The sequence below is a fragment of the Pseudoalteromonas sp. Ld20 genome (assembly GCF_045064175.1).
Lineage (GTDB): Bacteria > Pseudomonadota > Gammaproteobacteria > Enterobacterales > Alteromonadaceae > Pseudoalteromonas > Pseudoalteromonas neustonica.
Window position 1 is genome coordinate 1 of sequence record NZ_JBISHB010000034.1, and the last position, 26,351, is coordinate 26,351.

Below are 26,351 nucleotides of genomic sequence, written 5' to 3' on the forward strand. Positions count from 1 at the left end.
TTATTTGGAGGCATCATCTTCTGAAGAGCCGACTCTTTGCTTTGCGCTGAATAATGTTTCATTGTTACTCCACACCCTCTATTTAATGGTTAAATATTAAGCGCGACAACTAGTCTGACAGAGAGGGTTATCCTCAACGTCGGTTATGTAATCCTAACTAATTTTGCACAAAAAAAAGCACCTTAGGCGGTGCTTTATCTTTAAAACCAAAAATCAACAAATAGCAAAGTAATAGACCTGCAATGAAACGTTAAGTTCAATATTCAATAATTTATTTCTCTATAAGGGGTCGTTTTTGTTTTTTATTAATAGAGGCATAAGGAGCTGCTCTAAACCATTTAGCTTCACTTCATACATCATTGCAAGTTGAGCCCCGAGGGTTCCATCAGGAAAGCCTTGTTGTTTAAACCAGACTAAATAAGGTTCAGGTAAAAGTAGTAGTGGTCTGCCTGCATATTTTCCGAAGGGCATTTTTGTGTTGATCGCTATTTTAAGCTGCTCAGAATCCATGGTTAACTTTTATTGAGTCGTTTTAACTAAAGTGTATTACAAAAAAGAGGAGGAAAATAGGCCATGACGGGCAAGAAATAGCCTATTTAATGAGGGAGTAGGCCCTCAGGGTTTTTAATGAATTTGGTGTTGTGGCTTTTTAGAAAATCCAAGCTTTTTAAGGCTACTTAACAATGATGGATCATCTATGCGATTAGGCGTCTCACTGTCACGCAAAAAATGATCACTTGGTACTTGATAGGCATCTAGCATCTTTTGGAAGAGTATGGTGCGAATTGTCACCGCTGTCATTCCATTTCTCTGTAGTTCATCTAGACGATTTTGAAGTTCCATTAAACGTGGACTTTTGACATCATCAGCTACGGCTTGAAATTGTGAGGGAAACTTATTTTTCATCTAGAAACCTTATTAATAACGAAATAAAAAAAGCAAATTGAATACGTATGCAAACACATAAAAAAGCTTTTTATGTTAAAAATAGATACTTACGAATTAGTCAACGAATGCAGTTTACTCTGTTTTGATGAGTAAATGCCAATCTGCATGTAAAGCTTTGTAAATAAACTTGACCGATATTTGATGAGGTTTTTATTGAGACTTTGGCCATCTAGAAGTAAGTTAATGATATATAAATAAAAATAGTTCTCAGTACCTAAAGTGGTACTAAGAACCTAATTTATATTAAGAAAATAATTTTTGTTTCACATGTTCAGCAAAACCGCTACCGGCTTCTAAATAGAAGTTATAAGTTGAATCAACACCCATATCTTCCAGCTCTTTTTGTTGATCAGGGTAATTTGCAATCGCAGTAACCTGACCTTGATAGCCTGAGGCACGTAACTGTTCTAATGCAAATATGTTTTGCATATGTTTAGGCATTGCTAGCATAATCATTTCAACATTAGAGTGATTTACACGTTGCCAAAAGTCTGGATCTGTAGCGTCTGCAAGTAATGCCTTTCGATCACGACGAACATGTTTATCAACAACCTCTGGTTTTATGTCAACGCCAGCTACAACACCAGGGTGTGTTAAATTGATTGTCTCATAAGCACCTGTGCCAATTCGACCCATACCAAATATAACTATTCTTGTATTATTTAGGTTAACAGGCAGCTCTTCAGCTAATCGAGTGTCACTTTCAAAACGCAATAGCCACTGCTCTATTTTTACGTAAATTTCATTAGAGCGTTTATTCAAAGGAGAGGCGATAATAAATGTTATAGATACCGCAATAGCCATAACAGCCAGCCATTCATTGGTTATTAAACCGCTTGTTGCAGCAACCATACATACAATTAAACCAAATTCACTGTAGTTGGTTAACGTAAATGCGCTTAAAAGCGAAGTACGTGCTCGCAATTTAAATGCGTTAGTCAGTACATAATATAAAAATACTTTGATCGGAAGTACCATAATGATAACAAGTGCTATCAATAATGAATTAACGGTCAACTCAGCACCTAAACCAATCGTTAAGAAAAAGCCGACTAACAGTATTTCTTTCAAATTAAGTAGTGACTTAGCTAGTTCACCTGCTTTTTTGTGAGGCGCGAACATCATGCCTACAATTAATGCACCTAAATCACCTTTAAGCCCTGCAAATTCAAATGCGTTATACCCTAAGACTAAAGCAAAAAAGAAACCAAAAAGAGGTAAGAGCTCACCATGTTTAGAGCGATTTAAAATCCAAAACATAACAGGGCGAAGTAGTGGAAGAGCAACAAATAAAGCAAGTGCCCAGCCATTTGGTGTTTTCCCTGTACTTATAGCGAGAAATATTACGGCAAAAATATCTTGCATAACTAAAATACCAATAGCTATTTTACCATGCAAACTAGCCATTTCACCTCGCTCCTCAAGCACTTTCACTGCAAATACAGTACTTGAAAAACTAAAAGCAAAACCGACGAGTAAAGCACTTTGCCAGCTTAACTCATCAAACATTGGTAATGCTAAATAACCAAGGAACAACATTAATCCACAAAATAGAGCACTGCTCAATATTATATGTATTGAAGCTGGAGCCCATACTTGAGGTTTGAGTAAATTAGCAACACGTAATTTCAAACCAATGCTAAAAAGCAATAAAGTAACACCAAGGTCGGCTACTGAGTTTAGTAGTTCAGTGCTTTGAAAACCGCATAAGTTTAGCGCAAACCCTGCAATTAAAAAGCCGATTAACGGTGGGAGTTTTAGTTGATAAACGACAAACCCACAAACAAACGCTGTGGCAAAAAATATTATTTCCATAATTCTTAACATCACTTCATGTAGAGGGTCAGTGTAGCGAAAGATCACTATATTTGAAAATAATAAAGCCATATTTCGTATGTTAGTTGATCGAGTAGTGTATTATTTATGTTTAAAAATCATGCAATGATTGTTTTTTCGTGTAAAAACGGCATAAATAGCAACATTTTCGCTGACAGCAGCTTTTAAATGTGGTTAAGATGCAGTAACAAAGGAATTTAAGTGGCACTTTGTAGAAGTAGGCGGCTTAAGGAGAAATAGATGTTTAAAAAGATTCTTGCATCAATAGGTATTGGTGCTGCAAAAGTTGATACTGTTCTTGAAACAGAACACCTGCAACCAGGGCAAATATTTAATGCTCAAATTGTTATTACAGCAGGTGACGTGAGCCAAGAAATTGCCGGTTTAGATTTAGCATTAGTCACCAAGGTAAAAGTAGAAGGTGAAGACGGTGCTTATTTTACGAATCATATAATAGATAAGTGGCGTATAACCGATATAGGCACATTGGAGCCGGGCGAGCAAAAACAGATACCTTTTGAAGCTCGCTTACACTCTGAAACCCCCATCACCGAAATTAATGCGGGTTCTAATCAATCACATGTGTGGTTAGAGACCGGGCTTGATATTGATTTAGCGCTTGATCCAACAGATAAGGATCATCTGCATATATACCCAAATGATGCAGTAAATACGTTTATGCAAGCGATGGATAAATTGGGCTTTAGTTTAGTTAAAGCTGACGTGGAAAAAGGCTTTTTACGCGCAAGTACATTTGCTTCAGTATCAGGGTGCTATCAAGAACTTGAATATAGACCCAATAGCCGCAGTTTATTTGGCCTTAAAGAAATTGAATTATCATTTGTGCCTGAAGCTCATAAAACGCATGTATTAATCGAATTAGATAGGGCGTTTAGAGGTGATGGCTACGTAGATTTAACAATCGAACATGACCACGTGAATTTATCACAATTATGTGATCAGTTAGAGCGCCTGCTTACATAAAGGTAGGTTAGGGCGTGTTGACCTTTCGTGATTTATTTTGCAGCAGTTTATTTGGTATTTAGACAAGGCAGCGCCTATGGTGTGTGGTTGCTCCCTATAAATAGGCGATAACGCAGTATAAATGCCAAACATGCGCTGCCCAAAGGGTTCTTCCTAGGGGCGATTAACTCTTTGTTGCTCGGTTTTTACTTAGCCCACTAGGTTACAAACCTCGCGCCGCGATTAAATCGCCCCTAGATTGAACAAATTTCAATCCACAAAGGTCAACACGCCCTAGTAATTTTAATGAATAGCCCAGCATCGTCTGGGCTTTTTTATAAGAGCACTTTGATGCAATTAGTAAGTAAGTTATTTTCACAGCTAAGTAGTACTGAATTATTTAATATAATGCGCGGCCGAGTTGATGTTTTTGTTGTTGAGCAGCAGTGCCCGTATCCAGAATTAGATGACGTAGACACTCAATCTGATACACAACACCTTTTTTGGAGTGAAGAGCCATGCTTGTACGCATATGCGCGTTGTTATGCCAAAAATGAGCAATACAGTGCTATTGGTCGTGTGTTAATTGAAAAGTCTCAGCGAGGTAAAGGACTGGCTGCTATATTAGTCAAAGAGGCGATTCACTGTTGTTTAAAGCACTGGCCTTCGCGGGATATTTATATAGGCGCGCAGACATACTTACTCGACTTTTATAGTGAATTTGGCTTTGAAAAAACGGGTGGAGTGTATTTAGAAGATGGGATTGAACACCAAGATATGATTTTAAAAAACCGCTCAGTTTGATGAGCGGTTTTTATTACGTTGAATTAACCTAATAACGAACTTACAAACACTAAACCGATTGCTATTGGGCAAATGAATTTAATATACCATGGCCAAATTTTCCAAAATATACCATTAGCAACTTCTGGGCAGCCTTGTTGAATTTCAGTTAGTAAAGAGTTGCGATACCAAATCCAACCAACAAATAAGCAGCACATTAAACCTAGCAATGGTTGGCCAAATTTAGTTGTCAATGCGATAACAAAGCCGAATAAAGTGCCAAAGTTTAAAATAATAGTAAAACTGACCACCGCAATAATGGCGCCAATTAGCCAGGTAGCAGTAAGGCGGTTTAATGAAAAACGTTCAACGGCATATGAAACCGGTGCTTCTAACATTGAGATAGAAGATGTTAGGGCAGCAATGCTCATCAAAGCAAAAAATGCAAAGCCGACGAATAAACCAATAGTGCCCATGCCATCAAATAAGGCAGGTAAAACCTGAAATACTAAGGTGTCTTCTGATAATAGCTCGCCTGTCGCAGAGAATATTTCAACACCTTGCGCTTGAGCTACATACATCGCAGGGATAATTAATAAGCCCGCAACAAAAGCAATAAATACATCAATAAGTGTTACGTATGCACCCAAAGAAACTAAGTTTTCTTTTTTACTGATATAAGAGCCGTAAATTATCATTACACTTGTACCGAGTGATAATGAGAAAAAGGCTTGCCCTAATGCACTTACGAGTAACTCAGGGTTTAATATAGAACTGAAATCAGGGACCAAGTAGGCTTTAAGACCTGTCATGGCGCCATCTTGCATCATTACATAAATAATTAAAGCAAATAAAATGGAAAGTAATGCAGGCATTAAGCGTTTTGACCACTTTTCTATGCCGTTTTCTACACCTTTACTAATAATTGCTACAGTTAAGATTATAAAACCTGCAGTAAACAGTAAATCACGAGAAAGTGATTGCTCACTTAGCCATGTTGAAGCTGTTTGACTTCCAGCGAGTGTAGCCACCGGTTCTAGTGTCGCACTGATCATCCAGCCGGCCACAATGGCATAAAAACTTAAAATTAAACCAGCGCAAATTATGCCACCAAAACCGACCACAAAAGCGAAGTGTTTTTGCCAGCCATCATTCGATATTTTACGTAAAGAAGTTACGGCATTTGCTTGACCATGACGGCCAATTGTTAATTCAGCCATTAATGCAGGGTAGGCTAAACAAAAAGCCAGCACAAGGTAGGCAACTAAAAATGCGGCACCGCCATTACTTGCGGTTTGTGTGGGGAAGCCCCAAATATTTCCAAGCCCCACAGCAGAACCCGCGGCGGCCATTATAAATCCAAAACGGGAGCTAAACTCCCCTCTTACTGCGCTCATAATTATTATTACTTCTCTATTTTGTGACGGCGCTGACAATCTACTGTAAATGCAAAAAAATAAAAAGCTCTTATTTTAGTGAATAAACGCTAAAAACGTAACATTGGACTTTTTTGCATCAATCAGTGAGCTTGTCCCTTTATTTTTTACCTATTAAGTGTTTGTTGTATAGGTATATAAACAGAGATACGATGACTGTAAAGCGTAACATTTTAATTACATTTACTCGTGGTTATGTATTTTCAAGGTAAAGCAAGCACCGCCGAGTCGTTCGCTTTTGCCAAGTTTAATAGTGCCGTGGTGCCAATCAGCGACTTTAGCAACAATCGCAAGCCCTAAGCCGTAACTTTGATCTGCTCTATTACGGTGATTTTGCTCTTGAAAAAAAGGGCTAAAGACTTTATGCCAATTTTGTTGGGCTATTCCCGGCCCATCATCTTCAACAATAAATGTGATTATGTGCCCTTGTCGTTTTGCCGTTAACACAATGCGGCTATGCGCAAAATCACAGGCATTGTTAAGTAAGTTAGTAATGGCGCGCGCTAACCAATGCAGATCCGCTGTTAAATTTTCATTATCGCTGACTAATTCTAAATCAATAGTTTGATTGGCTAATTTAGGAGCTAATTGATTAATAATTGTTGCTAAATAATCATTCATTAATGTGTTTGAATAGGTAAGCTGATTTGCTTGTTGCTCTAAGGTTGCAAATGCTAAATAGCTTTTAAGCATGGATTCCATTTGATCTAAATCCGATTCCATGCGAGCTAAATAATGTTTTATTTTATCTTCATCATGACAATCAATCGCAGCATCTAAACCGAAGCGCAAACAGGCAATAGGAGTGCGTATATCATGAGATAAGCTAGACGCCATTAATTTGTTTTCATCAAGGAGTTTTTCAATTTGGCTCGCCATACGGTTAAATGTGCGCTCTACATCTTTTATATAAGTAAAGTGGGATACCTTAATACGTGCGCTTAAATCACCTACTGCAAACTTTTTAGCTGCGTCGTTCACAACACCTAAACGATTTGCTAATGGTGCAATAATAAACCCCATAAAAACACATAAACCAGCATAAAAAAGCAAGGTAAGTAACATGTCATTATGTTGTTCTTGTTGATGCAGCTTCTCTAGGCGTAGCTTTAAATGAAATGGTGAAAGTTGTGTATTTGTGTAGAGTAAATAAAAGCCTTGTTGATCTTCAAGGATGAGCCCACCAGGCGCACGCATTTGGGTAAGTAGAGAGGCCGGGAGTGCGAGTGACTGTGTAGCGCGATAGGTTAGCGGTAATGAAAATTGCTCTGCTAGATTTTGGGTAAAGCGAACACGTTTATCGAGAGGTTGAGCTATAATCTGCTGGCTAAACCCCATTAATATTTTACTTTGTAGAGCAAACTCATCTTCAGTGTGGTGAGTTTGCTGGCTAAATGCATCTATTAGCCAACCAAGTATCACAATAGATAACAAGGCGCTGGCAAGTAAAGAAAGATAAAACTTTTTCATGGGCTTGTTAAATACATAATAAAATTAACTGACGCATCACCATGCACTGGCGACGAGTAAATAGCCACGTCCCCAAATGGTTTTGATTTTTTCCGGGTGCTGCGGATCATCATTAAACTTTTTTCGTAACGCAGAGATAAGCACATCAACACTGCGATCCAACCCATCGTACTCTCGGCCTTTCGTTGCTTTAAATACAGCATCACGAGATACAACTTGGCCTGCATTACTGGCTAAGTATTGCAGTAGTAAATATTCAGCACTAGAGATAGGGTGCTCAACATTATCGACGAAAACATTTCGTGACTGTGTGTCTATTTTTAATAAACCAACTTGGATAATCGAATCATCAACCTTATTCTCACTATTATCATTGCTTAGTCGCAATGCTGCTTTGATACGAGCCAATAGTGCTCGAGGTCTGACTGGCTTCATTATATAGTCACTGGCGCCTACTTCTAACCCGATCACTTCATCCATTTCATCATCTCTTGCAGTGAGCATAATGATAGGGGATTGATAAAACTGGCGTAGCTCTCGACAAACACTGATCCCATCTTGGCCTGGCAGCATAATATCGAGTAAGATTAAATCAGGTTTTAGCTCTTTAACATGACTGACGACCTGATCGCCGCGAACACAAATTTGTGTGGTATAGCCTTGCTCAGTTAAGTATTCAGCGACCCACTGAGCGAGTGACTGATCATCTTCAACAAGTAAGATTGTGCCGTAATTGTCCATAGTGTTCTCTTTTTTAAAAAAGGCGCCAGCGGCGTTTCTTTTGGCGGTTTTGATAAACCCACTGCAGCTGCACTTGTGCTGATGCGATGATTTTGCCTGTATCACTATTAATTAGTTCAAATGAAATGCTTTCAATCGAGTCAAATGCATAATTGAACTTCCCATTACTTTGTCTTAACCAGCATTGCATAATGTGCTTAGATGTTGCATCACGTAAGCAATAATTACCGAGTGTACTGTGTTGCCAGTTTAGCTCAACATCAGCGTAGCATTTGCGTCCTTCGCGTAATGCTACGCAGGTATCGGGTAGGGCTACTAAGCTATTATCTAATGGTTTTGTGTCGCTTGCATATAACGGGTTAATACCCAGCAACAATAATAAAATTACTGAAGCTTTAGAATACATAACGCACGCCCATCATCGCTTTATGCTGGTACCCCTGAGATACAATTGGACTATTAACTATTTCATTGGAAAACCACGTTGATAGCCAACCACCTAAAAATACCCAATGCTGATTAAGCGGATATTCGGCGTGGAATTCAAATATCATACTTGTTGATGTGCCCGTATGATAAACGGGACGAGTTGGGGTTGCTTCACTTGGGGTAATGCCAAAATAGTAATTTGTAAAATCAGCAGAATATGCGCTAAAGCCTAAGCCGGTTCGAAACTCCCAGTTTTGCCACGGTAAAATATGGCTAAAAAAAGTATTTACGACCCAGCCATTATGCGCGCTAGAAATATCATGTAAGTATTCAAACGAAATCTGTGAATTTTCAAATCGTCGGGTAAGGCGCAGGCCAGTATCAAAATCATATCGACGACTTTTAATACCATCGAGCTCTTTAATAGTGCCCTCAGCGTATAGATCTAGACCTGTTTCGTTAAAGCCCGCTTGTATATTGGTGCCAAGAATATCCAGCCCCCAATCAAATTTATCTATCAGGCTATAACCAATAATGACACCACCACTGAGTTGACTGTGATCAATGTCTAAATAAAAGCGTTCGTAAGATAGGGCTAGGTTAATATCAAGTAACACGCCGTGACTATATGAATCCATACCAACTAAGTAGGAATCTTCGATATAATAACCAGCGCCAGCACTCCAGTCCCAGGCAAAACCTGCCGTCGGTTCTAGGGTATTGTCTGCATAATAACGATTACTTGCATAACTCGGGCTGTGCCATAAACACACACTGATCACAAATATCATCAGCTTTTGTAGTGGATTTTGTACCAATCGCATCCGTTATCCAAATAAATAAACAGTAATTAACTGTATTATATTGTCAAATAGTTATTTAAATCTGTAAAAAAATGTATTTGAGTGCAATAAATGTATTTATTTTTAAAGTAGGCGTTCCTCGGCGCTTTTGTAGTTGCCGAGGGGGATATACTCAAATCACCTCAAAAAACGCCCAAGGGTTTGGTTTAAAAGATTTATACTGCGTTATTGATTTTAATAATAGAGCCATAATTAGAGGTTAAATAGTCCATTTATCACAGTGGTTTACTGAACTTTAATTTTATCAATTAAAATACTACTTAAATAGTAGTGCATCATAGGCGTTAAGGCGCTTACTTCTGTGCGATTACACGGCCCCTGAGTTTTAACTAAACTGGTTAGCTTTGAGATAGTTTGATAGCTAGGCACACTAATGTCTTGCTTTGCACGTGCAATTCGCGCTTGCTCTGTATTTTGTGCATGTATGAATGTTGCAATATCTAATTCATTGCTAATTATTTGTTCTTCGTTAAAAGTGTATATTAATGGCTCACGATGAAAACTTGCGCTGTCAATCGATGACTTACCAAACCATACAACATCACCAGATGCTTTATGTGTTAATCGCATGCTCACTTGTGCATTTATTGTTGCACATTGCTGAGAAGGGAATTGGGCTGCAATTTCATTAAATAGAGGGTAAGGGGTTTTAGGTGTTGACACCTGATATTGAGTATCATCAAGAAAGCTTAAATCTAATTGGTGAATTGAGAGTATATAGTCGCTATTATTTTGCTCTGTGACACGCAGATTAATCATCTCTAACGCATCGCTAATTTGTTTTTTTAGTGTATCTGTAACACTTGTTTTATCAGCAACTATTTTAATGCTTTGATTGCGTTTTAATTTATGGGCTGGTAATTGTACTGATTTTACTTTGGGGGATGCGTGCTCTGTTACGTATTTAACCTGATAAGTTTGACTTTTTAGTTGCGGTTTTTCTGGCATTGCTAAAAGCGGGGCAGGGGTTGGTGAAGTAACGCAGCCCGTTGTAATTAAAATAAAAGAAACGATTGAAAAAAAACGAATTAGCACTGTAAAACCCTTATAAAATCAATTAATCGGCGCATTGTACGTGAGTCTAGTTAAAAGTTCATGGTATTATGAACTAAGAAACTTCCTAAATAGATTAAAATAATAAAAAATGAAGTACTCAGTCCCATTAATTTATTCTTTTATTTTACTGCTGTCGATGGTGTTTTTTCACCCCCGAGTGAACGCAGCCAACGAACAATGGCAAGCATTACTTAAAGACTATAACAAACATTTGCAGAACAAATTAAAAAGTAAAGGTATACCCGCCGGAGCGTTATCGATAGTCAATGGCCCAGATAATACATATGTTAAAGGTTTCGGTGTAACTAAATTAAAAAATGGCCAGCGAGTAAATGAATATACTCGATTTAGATTAGCCTCTGTATCAAAGACTTTTGCAGGCGCGTTGACAGCAAAACTAGTCGGACAAGAAAAGTTTTCATTAGATGACCCCGTAAGTAAGTTTATTCCAGAATTTGCGAATACTAGCTATAAAGATAACTTAAAAGTATTTCACTTATTAAGTCACTCTAGCGGCTTAGTGCCAAACGCCTATGATAATTTAATAGAATCACGGATGAACTATCCAGACATAGTCGCGAAGCTGTTAAGCGTGCAACCAATTTGCCAACCTGGGCAATGCTATGGCTATCAAAATGTCATGTTCAGTTTGATTGATGAGGTGATTATAAGCAGTACTCAAATGAGTTACTCGCGTTGGTTAAATGAATTTATTTTTTCTCCGCTACAAATGAAAAATGCCAGCGTTGGTTATCAGTCAATGGTCGCTGATGGAAACTATGCACATCCTCATGTGCGTGGCCGTAAAAAGTGGCATACAGCAAAGCTTAAAAAGAATTACTATAAAGTTATTCCTGCGGCAGGTGTTAATGCAAGTGCTAGTGATATGGCTATTTGGTTAAAAGCACAACTAGGTTATTACCCAAGTGTGTTATCCAAAGATGAACTCGCCAGACAAACGCGTCCTTATACCCAAACGAAAAAAGAGCTGCGTCGTAGAGTATGGAAAAAACACCTAAAAGAAGCATATTATGGTTTAGGGTGGCGTGTATATAATTATGATAATGAAACAATTTACTATCATAGTGGGTGGGTACAAGGCTATCGAAGTGATTTAGTTGTGATCCCACATATGAATATTGGTTTCAGCTTAGTTTTAAATGCTGAAACAGGGTTAATTAACGAGCTTACAACAGACTTTATTAATCGTGTATTAGCTTATAAACAAGCGCAGTTAACTCCTAAACTTTAAAGGTATACGATGAAAATTTTATTAAGTGTATTGATAGTGTTTTTCAGTGCTTATATAAATGCACAACCAGAGCAAATATATTTGTTTCGTCATAGTGAAAAGCTAACAGATAAAGATCCACATTTATCAGCACGCGGAGAAATTAGAGCACAGCAATTACATTCTTTAATTAACACGCCAAAGACCGTTACGCTGTATAGCACCCACTATAACCGTACACTTGAAACAGCGGCACCATTAGCTGATCACTTTAAAGTAAAAATAGCTACATACGATCCAAGCAAGTTGGTTGCTCTACAACAAGACATACTCACTAAAAGTGGCACAGTTATTATTATTGGCCATAGCAATACAACCGTAGAATTAGCGCAATTATTTAATTCAGTAGAGTTGGAAAAAATGCCTGAAAGTGAATTTGACCGCTATTTTTTATTAAATAAGGAGTCACAGGGCTATACGTTAAATGATCTAAAGATGGGGTTTTAAGCAAAGTCATACAATTTAGAAAATTATTTAACCGTGTTTTTCAGGCATAAAAAAACCAGCGAGCGCTGGTTTTTTTTACAAAGAAGGAAAAGCCTAATTACGCGGTAATTGAATTTTCTTTTCTTCACTCTGGCGGTAAAGCACAATAACATGACCAATTGACTGTAACTTTTCAGCGCCAGTTTCACGAATAATTGCTTCAAAAATCAATGCCTTAGTTTCTCTGTCATCAGTAGGTACTTTTACCTTGATAAGCTCATGAATTTCTAATGCACTTTGAATTTCTACTAAAACACCTTCCGTTAAACCGTTTGAACCGAGTAAAACGACTGGCTTAAGAGAGTGTGCTTGACCTTTTAAAAACTGCTTTTGTTTGTTCGATAATTTCATGTTGTTACAAATTTTGCTGAATATGGCTTGAATTAAGGGTATTCTAACGCCATCTAGAGAATATTACTAATTAGTTGCGTGTTAATTTATGACGAATAAAAAACTTTCGGCCAGTTCACAGCGATGGTTGAAGGAACATTTTGATGATCCTTATGTTCACGAGGCACAAAAGAAAGGTTGGCGTTCTCGTGCGATTTTTAAACTCGACGAGATCCAAAATAAAGATAAATTATTACGCCCAGCTATGACCGTTGTTGACTTGGGCGCTGCGCCAGGTAGTTGGTCACAGTACTTAGTTGAAAAAATTGGCATGAAAGGGCAAGTGATCGCTTGCGATATTTTGCCGATGGATTCACTTGCAGGCGTTGACTTTTTACAAGGAGACTTTCGAGAAGAAGCTGTTTTAGATGCGTTATTAAATCGTATTGGCGGAAAAAATGTTGATGTAGTGCTCTCAGACATGGCACCTAACATGAGCGGTAATAGCTCCGTTGACCAAGCTGGAAGCATGTATTTAGTTGAGCTTGCGCTTGATATGTGTCACCAAGTATTAAAGAAAAATGGTGCATTTATTGTAAAAGTATTCCAAGGTGAAGGCTTTGATGAATACCTACAAAATGTACGAAGCAGCTTTAAAGCTGTAAAAATCCGTAAACCCGACGCTTCTCGTGCTCGTTCTCGTGAAGTATTTATAGTAGCGACAGGCTATAAACTGTAGTACAGTTGTCAGGCGTTTAGTTGAATTTAAATTAATTGGATACAAGAGGTTAACCCCTTGAGCGATATGGCGAAAAATCTAATACTCTGGCTGGTCATTGCAGTTGTGCTAATGTCAGTATTTCAGAGCTTTAATGGCGGCGATCAAATAGATCGTCAAACTAGTTACAGTCAATTTGTAAAAGATGCTAGAAATGGCTCTATACAAGAAGTGGCTATTGAAAGTACCAGTGGCACAATAACTGGTATTAAGTCTAATGGTGAGAAATTTCAAACCATTATGCCTATTTACGATAAAGATATTTTAAATGATCTACTAAAAAGTGATGTGAATGTAAAAGGCGTTAAGCCTGAAGAGCAATCATTTTTAGTAAGTATCTTGATTTCATGGTTCCCGATGTTACTACTGCTTGGTGTATGGATATTCTTCATGCGTCAAATGCAAGGTGGTGGCGGTAAAGGCGCAATGTCGTTTGGTAAAAGCAAAGCGCGCTTAATGAGTGAAGATCAAATTAAAACGACCTTCGCTGATGTTGCAGGTTGCGATGAAGCAAAAGATGATGTGACTGAGTTAGTGGACTTTTTACGAGATCCTTCTAAATTCCAAAAGTTAGGCGGTAGTATTCCTAAAGGCGTACTTATGGTCGGACCTCCTGGTACGGGTAAAACGTTATTAGCGAAAGCTGTTGCCGGTGAAGCCAAAGTACCATTTTTTACTATATCAGGTTCTGATTTCGTTGAGATGTTTGTTGGTGTTGGTGCTTCTCGTGTTCGTGATATGTTTGAACAAGCGAAAAAAGCAGCTCCTTGCATTATTTTCATCGATGAGATTGATGCCGTAGGTCGCAAACGTGGTGCGGGTATGGGCGGTGGTCACGACGAACGTGAGCAAACGCTAAACCAAATGCTTGTAGAAATGGATGGTTTTGAAGGCAATGAAGGTATTATTGTTATTGCAGCGACTAACCGTCCTGACGTATTAGACCCCGCTTTACTTCGTCCAGGTCGTTTTGACCGTCAAGTGGTGGTTGGTTTACCTGATATACGTGGCCGTGAGCAAATACTTAAAGTACATATGCGTAAAGTGCCATTAGGTGATAACGTTGAGGCATCTGTTATCGCACGTGGTACTCCGGGCTTTTCTGGCGCTGACTTAGCAAACCTTGTAAATGAAGCTGCTTTATATGCCGCACGTAGTAATAAACGTGTTGTTAGCATGGCTGAATTTGACGCTGCTAAAGATAAAATCATGATGGGCGCAGAGCGCAAAACCATGGTGATGAGCGAGAAAGAAAAAGAAATGACGGCTTACCATGAGGCGGGACACGCAATTGTTGGCCGCATGGTACCTGAGCATGATCCCGTTTATAAAGTATCGATAATACCTCGTGGCCGTGCCCTTGGTGTAACTATGTACTTACCTGAACAAGATCGTGTTAGTCATTCTAAAGAGTTGCTTGAGTCAATGATTTCAAGTCTCTACGGTGGCCGTATTGCCGAAGCGCTTATTTATGGTGAAGATAAAGTAACTACGGGTGCAAGTAATGACATTGAGCGTGCAACGGATATTGCCCGTAAAATGGTTACACAGTGGGGCCTAAGTGAAAAGTTAGGGCCACTATTGTACGCTGAAGATCAAAACGAGATGTACATGGGTGGCGGCGGTGGTCGTTCTATGAGCATGTCGGATGAAACAGCAAAAGTGATTGATACTGAAGTTCGTTTACTCTCAGATCGTAACTATCAACGCGCCGAAGCAATCTTAAAAGATCATATTGATATATTGCACTCAATGAAAGATGCATTAATGAAGTATGAAACAATTGATGCGAAGCAGATTGATGATTTAATGGCGCGTCAGCCAGTGCGTGAACCACGTGATGCACATGATCGTCGTGACACGGCTGATAAAAAACCAGCTCCAGCTGAGACAAAAGCAGAGCCTGTTATTGAAAAAGATGAAAAACCAGCACAAAAAGATGAAACAAATCTTGATGATAAAGCTGAATAACAGTTAAAATAGCTAAACCAAAAGCCCCGATTGTCGGGGCTTTTTTGTAACTTATAAAATAAAGTACAAATATCAATGCAATGGATGTATTGAAGGTGATAGATGACCACAGTTAATTTACCTAGAGGTCGCAATTTACACCTCGACACCCCCGTAATTATGGGGATTCTGAATGTCACCCCTGATTCTTTTTCAGACGGCGGATGCTACTACCAAACTGACAGCGCTGTCATTAAAGCCCAAGATTTATTAGCCGATGGGGCCACTATTTTAGATATTGGTGGTGAGTCAACACGCCCTGGCGCGCCAGATGTCAGTCTCGAAGATGAATTAGCCCGCGTGATCCCCGCCATAGAAGCCATTCGAGCTCACAGTGATAATGCAGTAAATCGTAGCGTCATTTCAATAGACACCAGTAAAAGTGAAGTAATGCGCCAAGCTATTTTAGCGGGGGCAGATATTGTCAATGACGTGCGCGCTCTGCAAGAGCCTCTTGCATTGGAAACGGTGGCACAGTTTCCTGATGTTGCAGTGTGCTTAATGCATATGCAAGGTCAGCCGCGAACAATGCAAACTAATCCGCAGTATGACGATTTATTTGCAGATATTAATGACTTTTTCAAACAACGTATTAATGCATGTGAAACAGCGGGTGTTCAGCGTGAGCGACTTATTCTCGATCCCGGATTTGGGTTTGGTAAAAGCCTTAATCATAACTATGAATTACTCGCACGGTTTGATGAGTTTAATTGCTTTGGCCTACCTGTTTTAGCTGGGCTATCGCGTAAGTCGATGATTGGCAACTTATTAAATAGAGAAACCAGTGAACGCCTAGCAGGCAGTTTGGCTGGTGCACTAATTTCAGCGCAAAATGGCGCAAAAATAATACGCGTACACGATGTAAAAGAAACCGCAGATGTACTTGCTGTATGGCAGGCCTGTAAAAAAGGAACACACAATGAAAACTAGAAAATATTTTGGCACTGATGGTGTCCGTGGCATGGTGGGTGAGTACCCAATTACGCCAGAATTTGCCCTTAAACTTGGGTGGGCAGCAGGAAAAGTACTATCAAAAAATGGCACAAAAAAAGTCATAATTGGTAAAGATACACGTATATCAGGTTACATGTTAGAAACCTCTCTTGAGGCGGGGCTAATTGCTGCGGGTATAGATGTGGTCTTACTTGGCCCAATGCCTACACCTGCCGTTGCTTATTTAGCTCAGACCTTTCGTGCAGAAGCAGGTATTGTGATCAGTGCATCGCATAATCCTTATCATGATAATGGTATTAAATTTTTCTGCGGTCGCGGTTTAAAATTGGGTGATGAGGTTGAGCTACAAATTGAGGCGATGCTCGATGAGCCAATGACGTGTGTGGCATCAGATAAGCTTGGTAAAGCGCGCCGCCTAGAAAGTGCTGATGGTCGTTATATTGAGTTTTGCAAAAGCCAATTTCCCCAAGGGTTATCGCTTGAGGGACTAAAAATAGTACTCGATTGTGCTAATGGCGCAACCTACCATATTGCACCATCTGTAATGCGCGAGTTAGGCGCAGAGATCATTTGCCATGCATGTGAACCCAATGGTGTAAATATCAACTTAGAGTGCGGTGCAACGCATGTTGATGCATTAAAACGTAAAGTGCTTGAACATAATGCCGATGTTGGTATTGCTTACGATGGTGATGGCGATCGTGTGATGATGGTTGATCATAACGGCCGTGTATTTGATGGCGATGACATTGTCTATATTATTGCTTGCCAAGCTGCACAAGATGATATGTTAGGTGGCGGTGTTGTCGGCACTGTTATGTCTAATATGGGGCTTGAAAATGCGCTTAAAGCTAAAGGTATTGATTTTGCTCGAAGTAAAGTCGGGGATCGTTATGTTATGGAGCTTTTACAAGAAAAAGGCTGGAAAATTGGCGGTGAAAGCTCAGGACATGTACTAAACCTTGATCTGATCAGCACCGGTGATGGTATTGTTTCAAGCTTACAAGTGTTGGCAGCAATGGTTGCACAAAACCGCACTCTTAAAGACTTAGGGGCTGGCTTTACCAAGTACCCAATGAAAATGATCAACGTACGCTACAAGGCAGGAACAGATCCAACGCAAGCACCAGAAGTCATCGCTGCGGTTGCGCAAGTTGAAGAGCAACTTGGTGGTAAAGGTCGTGTTCTATTACGAAAATCAGGCACGGAACCTGTTATTCGCGTTATGGTTGAAGCTGAGCAAGAAAAAATAGTGCTGGATAGCGCACAAAAAATTGCCGCAGTTGTTGAATCTATGAGCAAACAAACTGATTAAGAACAATAACCTCTTGTAACTTTGGGCGAGTCGAGTTACTATCTCGCCCGCTTTCTTATGTGGAGTGGAAAAATGGCAATACGCAAGCCAATGGTCGCAGGCAATTGGAAAATGAACGGCTCGAAAGAGTTAGTACAGCAATTATCTGACGCAATCAACAACGTAAAATCAGATAAGATCGACGTTGTGATCTTTCCACCTTATCCATTGTTACCAATGCTAACAGCAGCGGGTGTAACAACTGGGGCGCAAACAGTTTCAGAAAATGAAGCTGGTGCATTTACTGGTGAAGTTGATGCGCAATTAATTAAAGATTTAGGTGGCGAATATACGTTAGTTGGTCACTCTGAACGCCGTAATATTTATGGCGAAAGTAATGACACTGTAGCGGCTAAATTTTCTCGCGCCCAACAAGTGGGCTTAACACCTATTTTATGTGTTGGAGAAAGCGAAGAGCAACGCGAACAAGGTCAAACTGAATTAGTCGTTGCTGCACAAATTGATGCGGTAATTGATAAATTAGGTCTAGCAGCACTGAAAGATTCTGTGATAGCATATGAGCCCGTTTGGGCCATTGGCACAGGTAAGACTGCATCGCCTGAACAAGCACAAAATGTGCACAAATTTATCCGTGATAAAATTGCTGATAAAAACAGTGATTTAGCACAAGGGTTGACCATCCTTTATGGTGGCAGCGTAAATGAAAAAAATAGCGAATTATTATTTGCACAACCAGATATAGACGGTGGCCTAATTGGTGGCGCTAGTCTAAAAGCAGGCTTATTCACTGCTATCTGCGAAAGTGCAAAAGGGACCGTGTAAGATGTACGAAATTTTATTAGTAGTTTATTTAGTTGTGGCTTTAGCGCTTGTTGGAATGGTATTAATTCAGCAGGGCAAAGGCGCAGACATGGGTTCATCATTTGGTGCTGGCGCTTCTGCAACCGTTTTTGGTTCGTCAGGTGCTGGTAACTTCATGACTAAAACAACAACAATCTTAGCTACAATATTTTTTGTACTAAGTATTGTGCTGGGAAACTTAACCGCAGGTCAAATAAAAAGTGGTGACCAGTGGGATGACCTATCACAAGAAGAGACGGTTGTACCTGTTAGTGTTGATGCGCCTAAAGCTGAAACAAAAGAAGAGACTCACGTACCTAATTAATTCTTTAGTTAATAATTAGTTACTTGTTAAACGATTTACAGACCTCGCGTAAATCACTAAGTTTAACACATAAAGCAAAAGCTTTAAAAATGCGGTTGTGGTGGAATTGGTAGACACGCTACCTTGAGGGGGTAGTGCTTTAGGGCGTGGGGGTTCAAGTCCCCCCAACCGCACCATATTATAAAACCCAGTAACAGTAATGTTACTGGGTTTTTTTGTCAGTAGGCTATGCACAGCTCTGTATAATATCAATCAGCATAAATATTTGAACAATTTAACGAATTAAATCACGCTATAACGTCGTTAAAAATTTTTTATTTAGAACAACTAGGGCGTGTTGACCTTTGTGGATTGAAATTTGTTCAATCTAGGGGCGATTTAATCGCGGCGCGAGGTTTGTAACCTAGCGGGCTAAGTAAAAACCGAGCAAAGCTTCCGCGTCCTGCTCACGCCCCTTACCTACATCCGTGTAGGTAACAAAGAGTCAATCGCCCCTAGGAAGAACCCTTTGGGCAGCGCATGTTTGGCATTTATACTGCGTTATCGCCTATTTATGGGGAACAACCACACTGCATAGGCGCTGCCTTGCCTAAATACCAAACATACTGCTGTAAAATTAATCACGAAAGGTCAACGCGCCCTAGATATAAAAATTTTTGCCTAGTTTTCTTGTCATTAAATAGACCCCATATCTACCCAGATTGGTATAATCCTAATTGCATTAAATAAGTATTTTGCTATAGCGATAAAAAATAACTAATTAAGCAATACAAATAAATTATGGCGTAACGTTGTTCTCGCGATTGCTTTTGGATTTCCCTACTTTGAGTATATAAGTGATTTTAACGCAGTTAATTATTGAGCGGATTACTCGCTAGAAAAATCACGATTTTAATAAAGTAGCTATAATAAGTCACATAATTAAGATGATAACGCCAAAATAGTATTTATTTTCCTTAAATTCAGCAAAATCACATTAAAAAGCTAGAAAAATTACAAATATAGTTAACACTTATAGCTAATAGGCCGATAATACGTATAGCTAAAATAATAGGGTAAATAGTATGGCTTCAAGCTTATCTTTTCAAAATATCAGTATCACTAAAAAAATTCATGCGATCACTAGTATTGCCGTGATTGCATTTGTGGTGATAGTGTTGAATAACTATATTGCCATGGATGACAATCGTGTTTCATTAGATGAATTAGAAAAAACATCTTATCAGGTCGTTAAACTAACATCTGCTAATGTAGGGCTTCTTGAAAAACTTGATGAGCTTTACACACAGGCGGTTACTTTTGGCGAACAAGATCTCGTTGATAAAGCCACCAAAACATATTCAAATTTAACAGAGAATCTGGATTCAATTAGTTCTCTCAGTTCAAACTATATTGATAATCAGGCTCGTAATCAGTTGTCTAATTACTCAAAAATATCATCTCAAATTGCAAATGATATGATCAACGGGACAGCTGACTTTGAGAAAATTCAGCAACAGGCAAAATCAAAAACAACGATGTATAACTCGGTACTACAAAGTTTTAAATCTGCGCAACAACGTGCAGATGATCGCTTCTTTGAATTAGTACAAAGCACTAAGTTGCGCTCAGATAATGCGTTAACGTTAATGTTAGTTGTTTCGTTTGTTTCTCTATTACTATTACTTTTTATGGCAATTTTAATTGCAAGAGGAATAGGTTCAGCTGCAAGTGATGCTGCAGATAATTTACGTCTCCTTGGAGAAGGTAAAGGGTCATTAAGTACTCAGCTCGCAGTGCGTTCAGAAGATGAGATAGGTCAAGTTGCAATTAATTTCAATATTTTTATAGCGCTATTGAAAAAATCAGTTCTCGATGTAATGTCAGTGTGTGAACCCCTCATGGAAAACTCAACACGCTTAGTGCAAGGTATGGAACAAGCTGAAAAAGCAACCGCTAAACAAACTACAGAGGCTGAAGTTGTAAAGCAATCTATGGAAGAAATGAAGCAAAGTGTTGGAGATATCTCTCAATCTGCTGCGAATGCATCGAGGGCTGCGCAAACGGCTGAAAAAGAAGTAGAGCAAAGCCGCTCTCAAATAGAAACGGCTGTTTCAGAGTCTAAAACATTAAGTAATGAGATAAACCATGCAGCTACAACGATTAATAAATTGGCTGACGATACGAAGAATGTAACGCAAATTTTAAATGTGATTACTGCGATAGCAGAGCAGACTAATCTTCTTGCGCTTAACGCTGCGATAGAGGCGGCTCGTGCGGGTGAACAAGGGCGTGGTTTTGCTGTAGTAGCTGATGAAGTTCGTGAGCTTGCTTCACGTACAGCAAAATCAACAAATGAAATTCGTGAGCTACTAAACACTTTAACAAGTGCTGCTAATGAATCAGTAAGTGCAATGACATCAGCGCGAGATATGGCAACAAACAATGCAATTGCGGCAGAGAGTACAGGTATATCGATTGAAAAAATTGCCGAGCAAATGCTTGAAATCAATGGAATGAACTCGCAAATTGCCGCTGCAACAGAAGAGCAAACATCTGTGGCTGCAATGGTTGTTGAGAACGTTTCGAACATGCATATGTCATTTGAAGATACAATGCAGTCACTTGCTGCAGTAAGAGATGTGGCTAAAAATCTACATTATCTATCTGATAACTTATTAGATGCTACTGCTAAATTTAAAGTTGAGTAATCTACTTAAGTATTAAAACTTTAATAGGTTAGGGCGTGTTGACCTTTCATGATTGATTTTGCAGCAGTCTATTTAGTATTTAGGCAAGGCAGCACCTATGGTGTGGGGTTGTTCCCCATAAATAGGCGATAACGCAGTATAAATGCCTTTAAAATCCAATACCTGAGGGTATTGGATTTTTTACGTCTATAGACTGAAAGAGCGGTTTATTTTATTTAACCTGAACTTAGGTTATTTAGCTCTCAACACTGACAGCTTGTAGTGATTCACTTTGATAACAACCTAATATACGCACATACTGGGTGTGCTTTTTGAGTTCTTCAAAGGCTTGTTTTACTTGGCTGTCGACTAAATTTGCTTCTAGATCTACATAAAATACCTCTTCCCATGGATTACCAGGAACAGGGCGGGATTCTAATTTCACCAAATTAATATTGTGGTGTTTAAAAATCATTAAGGCATCAGCAAGTGAGCCTGCTTGCTGCTTTGTTGCCATAATCAAGCTTGTTTTTGTTGGGATCTGTTTTGATACTTGTAACGGTTTACGTGCAACAACGATGAAGCGGCTATGGTTTTCACGCTGATTAGCAAGGCCAGACTTTATGACTTCTAAACCTACGTTTTTGCCTGCCTGAGCTGAACCAATCGCTGCGCTATTTGGTGTATCTAAAGCTAACTGTAGAGCACTGGAAGTTGAATCACAGGTTTCGTGTTGAATATCACCTAGCCCTTGTAAAAAACGGCTACACTGCGCAAATGGCTGTGGGTGAGCAAAAATTTTAGTGAGTTGACTAAGTTCAGTCTCAGGGGTCACTAATAAACAGTGTTCTACGCTATGTGTGACTTCACCAACAATCGACACTTGGGCGTGCTGTAATAAGTCAAACACTTCATTGATACTACCTGAACTGGTATTTTCAATGGGCAGTAGACCGTAATCAGCTTGGCCACTCTCAACTTTTCCAGTTATCTGCTCAAAGCTAGAACACCCCATTTCGACTAGTTTACCTGGGCGACGACTAAAGTATTTATGACACGCTAATTGGCTATAAGAACCTTGCCCACCTAAATAAGCCACGCGATGAGTTTCATTCATCACCCCAGGGTTAAGGTTTTTTTGTAACATAGCTTGTTGATTTAAAACTGAATCTTCAAGAATTGTTTGAAAAACGTTATTTACATAATACGCATCTAAACCAAGAGACTTACCATAACCTATAAGCTTCTCAAGTAAGGCGTGTTCACGGGCTTCGTCACGGATAGGTTTATTATTGGCAATTTTATATTCAACAACACCATGACTAATACGGCGGCGCTTTGCCAACAAAACGAGCAGGTCAGAGTCAATTTCATTGATATCATGTCTAAGTGAATTAAGTACTTCATTTGTCATTTTGGGTTCCTCATTCCAAAAGTTACCTTTGCAGGTAATACAAATAAAAAAGCCTCCCAGTTGGGAGGCTTTGCTATTCGGTTGATTAAATCTCGCAAACAGGTAAGCCTCTTCTATTCAATAAAGAAAAAGAAGCTAAAAAATGAAAAGGTAGTGTGCGAGAATTTTCTGTTCATGGCTTTAATGTATGGAGAGTAGGCTATAAAGTCAACACTCTATCGGACTTTTATCAATAACTATGAATGTTTATTTTTTTACTTGGTTTTTTTTAGCTATATTCACAAAAAATTTATAAATCTAAATAGGGATCTGGTATATTTCTTCTTGTTGATTCAAATAATAACAATTATTAATAAAAATAAGGTTGGCCTGTGGTATATCGACGCCCACCATCACGTTTTGGTGTGAATTCATTAAGTATGAAGTTATCACTACTTATCTCAGCAATTTGTTTGATTGCTGGTATTTGTGCTGCCGCTTTGATGCTTAAATCAGAAGAAAAGCAATTAGTGTTTGAAGAGCATGAAATGCTCAAACACTCTAGTGAACGTTTGATTCGTCAATTTAATAACTTAGTCAAAACAAAAGTTAATATAGCGGAGCAGGCAAATAACGTTGTCACCAATCAATTATTTTATGATTCATCTCAGTTGGTCAGCAATCAAAATGCTAAACTAAGCTTTGATACCGACGGCACTATTCGAAGCGCCGCTGAAGATGGTTTATCGGCGGCTTTTATGCCGCAGTCTAAATTTACTCCTTTTTATAAAAAGCTAATTAACGACTCTGAATCACTTTGGAAGATCGTATCACCAACATTAACTCAAGATTTTTTTAACTTTTATCTTGTTACTAAAGATAACTTTATTCGCATAGCCCCACCAAATTGGGCATTGAATGTCACAGGAAGTCATCAATTTACAAGCCGCACTAGCTTTAATTATGCACAAGAAGCACTCAATCCAACACGTGAGGCTGTCTGGTCAAAGGTTTACTACGATGAAATTTGGCATAAATGGGTTATCAGCGTGCTTGTGCCAATTTATTTGGAAAATAATTTTTTAGGTGTTACCGGCAGCGATTTGGCATTAAATACGCTGATCTCTCAGTTACCAATAGGTGACAATGAGCAGCACTTATTTGTGTTTGATGGGCAAGGGCAATTATTGGCACACCCAAAGTTAAATGAAAGTATTTATGAACAATATGGTCAGGCTGGGAGATCGTTATTAACGAATGATTTTGTTAATGGGTCATTACAGGAGCTAATTAATCAAACGATCAAAATGCGCCTACCAGAGTATGCTGATTCGTTTATTCAAGACAATGAAACACATATTATCAATATTAGAAAAGTTGAACATTTAGATTGGTATATAGGTATTTATAAAAAACGTTCATCTGCACTGTCAGCATTAGAAGAATTGAAAGTGAAGTTTTTTGGATTGTTTATTCTCTATGCAATACTTGTCGCTTTATTATTACATCAAGCACTTTACCAGCTTGTGCTGCGTCGTATTCATTCACTGGTAAATGCTGTAACAAGTTTTGGTAAAGGTCATTTACAAATAGAGTTTCCAAAAGCGAATAAAGATGAAATTGGCACGCTTAATGGCTCGTTTCGTGATATGGCGGTTGAGATCCGTAAATTAATAGACGGTTTAAACCAACGTATCACAGAGAAGGAAATTGCAGAAAAAGCCGCTAACAAGTTATCCAAAGCGGTAGCATTCTCTGGTACGGGGGTAGTGATAACAGATCAAAATTTTGTCATTGAATATGTAAATCCAAAAATGCTAGAAATGAGTGGCTTTGATGAAAGTCACTTTATGCAATCACCTTTACTAAGTATTATTGCCACTGAAATGGCTATTTTGGTTGATGATATAGATGTTGATTTACGCAGCCGAAATTATTGGCGTGGCGACACCTTGATCCAAGGGCAAGGGAAAAAGCCAATTTGGGTATCCTTGAGCATTTCCCCAATTAGAGAAGAGGGTGGGTTAATCTCAAGCTATGTTGCATCTGCTCAAGATATTTCATTTGTAAAAGAAAGCCAGCGAAAAATGGAGCAGTTGGCATACTTTGATACGTTAACAGGGTTAGCTAATCGTACTTTTTTCAGAATGCAGCTTCGTAAATCAATGGCATTAGCAGAACGAGGGCATTATGCTTTTGCTTTATTTTATTTTGATTTAGATGAGTTTAAACGCATTAATGACACGCTAGGGCATGATGCGGGAGATCAGCTACTTGTTGAAGTTGCAAATCGCTTAAAGAAACGACTTCGAGCTGAAGATACCATTGCGCGTTTAGGTGGCGATGAATTTGCCGTGCTACTAAGTGGTATTGAACGCCAAGAGCATGCAATGGATGTAGCCAACACGATTCAAAAAACCCTTAATGTGCCAATAATGCTTGGAAATAATGAAGTAATTATTAGTGCCAGTATTGGTATTACAATGGCGCCATATGATAGCCAAGAAGAAGATCAATTATTAAAGCATGCTGATCTGGCAATGTATGAGGCAAAAGCAAAAGGGCGAAATACTTACCACTTTTATAGCCAAGAACTCAATGCAGCAGCTAATGAAAGGCTATTCATTGAAAATGAACTACGTTTAGCCCTTAAAGAGAAGCAGTTTGTGCTTTACTATCAACCTCAAGTTGACAGCAAAACACAACATGTAGTCGGTTATGAGGCACTTATACGTTGGTTCCATCCAACACAGGGCATGATCCCACCAACAAAATTTATACCAATAGCAGAAGCGACGGGCTTAATTGTAGAGTTAGGTGCCTGGGTATTGCAGGAGTCATGCGAGTTTGCTGCAAGATTAGCTGCACAAGGGCGAGAGAATAATATTTCAATAAACCTGTCAGCTCGTCAGTTTAAAGACGCTAATTTAGTGCCCTTGCTAGCATCAATGATAAGACAAACAAATGTACCAGCTAGGCGATTGCACTTAGAGCTGACTGAAAGCATGTTGATGGGGAATGTTGAAGCGGCAATTACGCAATTACATCAATTAAAAGCGTTAGGGGTGTCAATTTCTATTGATGATTTTGGGACAGGTTATTCGTCACTGAGTTATTTAAAGCGTTTCCCGGTTGATATTCTAAAAGTAGACCGTTCGTTTGTAAAAGATATACCCGAAGATACAAACGATATGGAAATTACCGCAGCAATCATCGCAATGGCGCAAAAGTTAAAACTAAATGTTGTAGCTGAAGGCGTAGAGACAATAGAGCAAGTGGCGTTTTTACAGAACAACAATTGCTTCATAGTTCAAGGGTATTATTACAGCCCGCCAATTCCTGAAAGTGAGCTTCCTAAGTTATTTGAAAAGCTCAATGACACAATAAGATAAGCACTTTAAAAGGCACCATGCAAGGTGCCTTTTTCATAGATAT

The 26,351-nt window shown here is 38.9% G+C and carries 23 protein-coding genes and 1 tRNA gene; 13 read left to right on the forward strand and 11 right to left on the reverse strand.

The genetic code is table 11. The features are described from left to right. Window positions 1–279: 279 nt before the first annotated feature. The 3 genes from ACJJVX_RS09815 to ACJJVX_RS09825 all read right to left on the reverse strand — a co-directional run bounded on the left by ACJJVX_RS09815 (window position 280) and on the right by ACJJVX_RS09825 (window position 2,763). A complete protein-coding gene (locus ACJJVX_RS09815) occupies window positions 280–510 on the reverse strand; it encodes a DUF3820 family protein (protein ID WP_054203256.1) in 231 nt (76 codons plus the stop codon). Between the two features lie 114 nt (window positions 511–624). Continuing rightward, entirely contained in the window at window positions 625–906 is a 282-nt protein-coding gene (locus tag ACJJVX_RS09820; RefSeq protein WP_054203255.1) for a hypothetical protein, read from the reverse strand. 285 nt (window positions 907–1,191) lie between these two features. Beyond that, entirely contained in the window at window positions 1,192–2,763 is a 1,572-nt protein-coding gene (locus ACJJVX_RS09825) for a cation:proton antiporter family protein (RefSeq protein WP_054203474.1), read from the reverse strand. Between the two features lie 261 nt (window positions 2,764–3,024). Here ACJJVX_RS09825 and ACJJVX_RS09830 point away from each other — a divergent pair, with 261 nt between their 5' ends. Together ACJJVX_RS09830 and ACJJVX_RS09835 are read left to right on the forward strand one after the other, a co-directional pair. Then, window positions 3,025–3,768 (forward strand): sporulation protein, encoded by a 744-nt coding sequence (locus ACJJVX_RS09830; protein WP_054203254.1) that lies wholly within the window; start codon window positions 3,025–3,027, stop codon window positions 3,766–3,768. Window positions 3,769–4,098: 330 nt separating this feature from the next. Beyond that, a complete protein-coding gene (locus ACJJVX_RS09835; RefSeq protein WP_169327131.1) occupies window positions 4,099–4,551 on the forward strand; it encodes a GNAT family N-acetyltransferase in 453 nt (150 codons plus the stop codon). Between the two features lie 23 nt (window positions 4,552–4,574). On the opposite strand, the gene ACJJVX_RS09840 is transcribed toward ACJJVX_RS09835, so the two are convergent. The 6 genes from ACJJVX_RS09840 to ACJJVX_RS09865 form a co-directional block, all read right to left on the reverse strand. Further along, window positions 4,575–5,927 carry a sodium-dependent transporter gene (locus ACJJVX_RS09840; RefSeq protein ID WP_405631260.1) on the reverse strand — a complete coding sequence of 451 codons (1,353 nt, stop codon included), beginning with the start codon at window positions 5,925–5,927 and terminating at the stop codon, window positions 4,575–4,577. Window positions 5,928–6,149: 222 nt separating this feature from the next. Then, window positions 6,150–7,436, reverse strand: a complete 1,287-nt coding sequence (locus tag ACJJVX_RS09845; protein WP_054203251.1) for an ATP-binding protein — start codon at window positions 7,434–7,436, stop codon at window positions 6,150–6,152. Between the two features lie 36 nt (window positions 7,437–7,472). After that, complete coding sequence (locus tag ACJJVX_RS09850; protein WP_054203250.1) at window positions 7,473–8,177, reverse strand: response regulator transcription factor; 705 nt, start codon at window positions 8,175–8,177, stop codon at window positions 7,473–7,475. A 13-nt stretch (window positions 8,178–8,190) separates the two neighbouring features. Continuing rightward, window positions 8,191–8,583, reverse strand: coding sequence for a DUF3019 domain-containing protein (locus tag ACJJVX_RS09855; RefSeq protein WP_082355640.1), 393 nt, complete (start codon window positions 8,581–8,583; stop codon window positions 8,191–8,193). After that, window positions 8,573–9,397 (reverse strand): MipA/OmpV family protein, encoded by an 825-nt coding sequence (locus tag ACJJVX_RS09860; protein ID WP_054203472.1) that lies wholly within the window; start codon window positions 9,395–9,397, stop codon window positions 8,573–8,575. The genes ACJJVX_RS09855 and ACJJVX_RS09860 overlap by 11 nt, the downstream gene beginning before the upstream one ends. Before the next feature lie 297 nt (window positions 9,398–9,694). Beyond that, complete coding sequence (locus ACJJVX_RS09865) at window positions 9,695–10,498, reverse strand: hypothetical protein (protein ID WP_054453944.1); 804 nt, start codon at window positions 10,496–10,498, stop codon at window positions 9,695–9,697. Between the two features lie 115 nt (window positions 10,499–10,613). On the opposite strand from ACJJVX_RS09865, the gene ACJJVX_RS09870 reads away from it, so the two are divergent. Together ACJJVX_RS09870 and ACJJVX_RS09875 are read left to right on the forward strand one after the other, a co-directional pair. Next, window positions 10,614–11,777, forward strand: a complete 1,164-nt coding sequence (locus ACJJVX_RS09870) for a serine hydrolase (protein WP_170173174.1) — start codon at window positions 10,614–10,616, stop codon at window positions 11,775–11,777. Between the two features lie 9 nt (window positions 11,778–11,786). After that, window positions 11,787–12,263, forward strand: coding sequence for a histidine phosphatase family protein (locus tag ACJJVX_RS09875; RefSeq protein WP_054203248.1), 477 nt, complete (start codon window positions 11,787–11,789; stop codon window positions 12,261–12,263). 93 nt (window positions 12,264–12,356) lie between these two features. On the opposite strand, the gene yhbY is transcribed toward ACJJVX_RS09875, so the two are convergent. Beyond that, a complete protein-coding gene (gene yhbY / locus ACJJVX_RS09880; RefSeq protein ID WP_054203247.1) occupies window positions 12,357–12,653 on the reverse strand; it encodes a ribosome assembly RNA-binding protein YhbY in 297 nt (98 codons plus the stop codon). An 88-nt stretch (window positions 12,654–12,741) separates the two neighbouring features. Here yhbY and rlmE point away from each other — a divergent pair, with 88 nt between their 5' ends. The 8 genes from rlmE to ACJJVX_RS09920 all read left to right on the forward strand — a co-directional run bounded on the left by rlmE (window position 12,742) and on the right by ACJJVX_RS09920 (window position 21,544). Beyond that, the gene (gene rlmE, locus ACJJVX_RS09885; RefSeq protein ID WP_054203246.1) at window positions 12,742–13,371 is read left to right on the forward strand and encodes a 23S rRNA (uridine(2552)-2'-O)-methyltransferase RlmE; all 630 of its coding nucleotides are present in this window, start codon (window positions 12,742–12,744) and stop codon (window positions 13,369–13,371) included. Between the two features lie 66 nt (window positions 13,372–13,437). Next, on the forward strand, window positions 13,438–15,381 hold the full coding sequence (ftsH, locus tag ACJJVX_RS09890) for an ATP-dependent zinc metalloprotease FtsH (RefSeq protein WP_054203245.1): 1,944 nt from the start codon (window positions 13,438–13,440) through the stop codon (window positions 15,379–15,381). Between the two features lie 102 nt (window positions 15,382–15,483). Next, complete coding sequence (gene folP / locus ACJJVX_RS09895; RefSeq protein ID WP_054203244.1) at window positions 15,484–16,350, forward strand: dihydropteroate synthase; 867 nt, start codon at window positions 15,484–15,486, stop codon at window positions 16,348–16,350. After that, window positions 16,340–17,689, forward strand: coding sequence for a phosphoglucosamine mutase (glmM, locus tag ACJJVX_RS09900; protein ID WP_054203243.1), 1,350 nt, complete (start codon window positions 16,340–16,342; stop codon window positions 17,687–17,689). Before folP ends, glmM begins: the two co-directional genes overlap by 11 nt. Window positions 17,690–17,761: 72 nt before the next feature. Beyond that, window positions 17,762–18,511, forward strand: a complete 750-nt coding sequence (gene tpiA, locus ACJJVX_RS09905) for a triose-phosphate isomerase (protein WP_054203242.1) — start codon at window positions 17,762–17,764, stop codon at window positions 18,509–18,511. Between the two features lies 1 nt (window position 18,512). Beyond that, entirely contained in the window at window positions 18,513–18,854 is a 342-nt protein-coding gene (gene secG, locus ACJJVX_RS09910) for a preprotein translocase subunit SecG (RefSeq protein WP_054203241.1), read from the forward strand. A gap of 91 nt (window positions 18,855–18,945) precedes the next feature. Further along, window positions 18,946–19,030, forward strand: a tRNA-Leu gene (locus ACJJVX_RS09915). An 888-nt stretch (window positions 19,031–19,918) separates the two neighbouring features. Further along, window positions 19,919–21,544 (forward strand): methyl-accepting chemotaxis protein, encoded by a 1,626-nt coding sequence (locus ACJJVX_RS09920; RefSeq protein ID WP_054203240.1) that lies wholly within the window; start codon window positions 19,919–19,921, stop codon window positions 21,542–21,544. A 235-nt stretch (window positions 21,545–21,779) separates the two neighbouring features. On the opposite strand, the gene ACJJVX_RS09925 is transcribed toward ACJJVX_RS09920, so the two are convergent. Beyond that, window positions 21,780–22,937, reverse strand: coding sequence for a chorismate mutase (locus ACJJVX_RS09925; RefSeq protein WP_054203239.1), 1,158 nt, complete (start codon window positions 22,935–22,937; stop codon window positions 21,780–21,782). Between the two features lie 371 nt (window positions 22,938–23,308). On the opposite strand from ACJJVX_RS09925, the gene ACJJVX_RS09930 reads away from it, so the two are divergent. Further along, window positions 23,309–26,308 carry an EAL domain-containing protein gene (locus ACJJVX_RS09930; protein WP_405631268.1) on the forward strand — a complete coding sequence of 1,000 codons (3,000 nt, stop codon included), beginning with the start codon at window positions 23,309–23,311 and terminating at the stop codon, window positions 26,306–26,308. Window positions 26,309–26,351 lie beyond the last annotated feature (43 nt).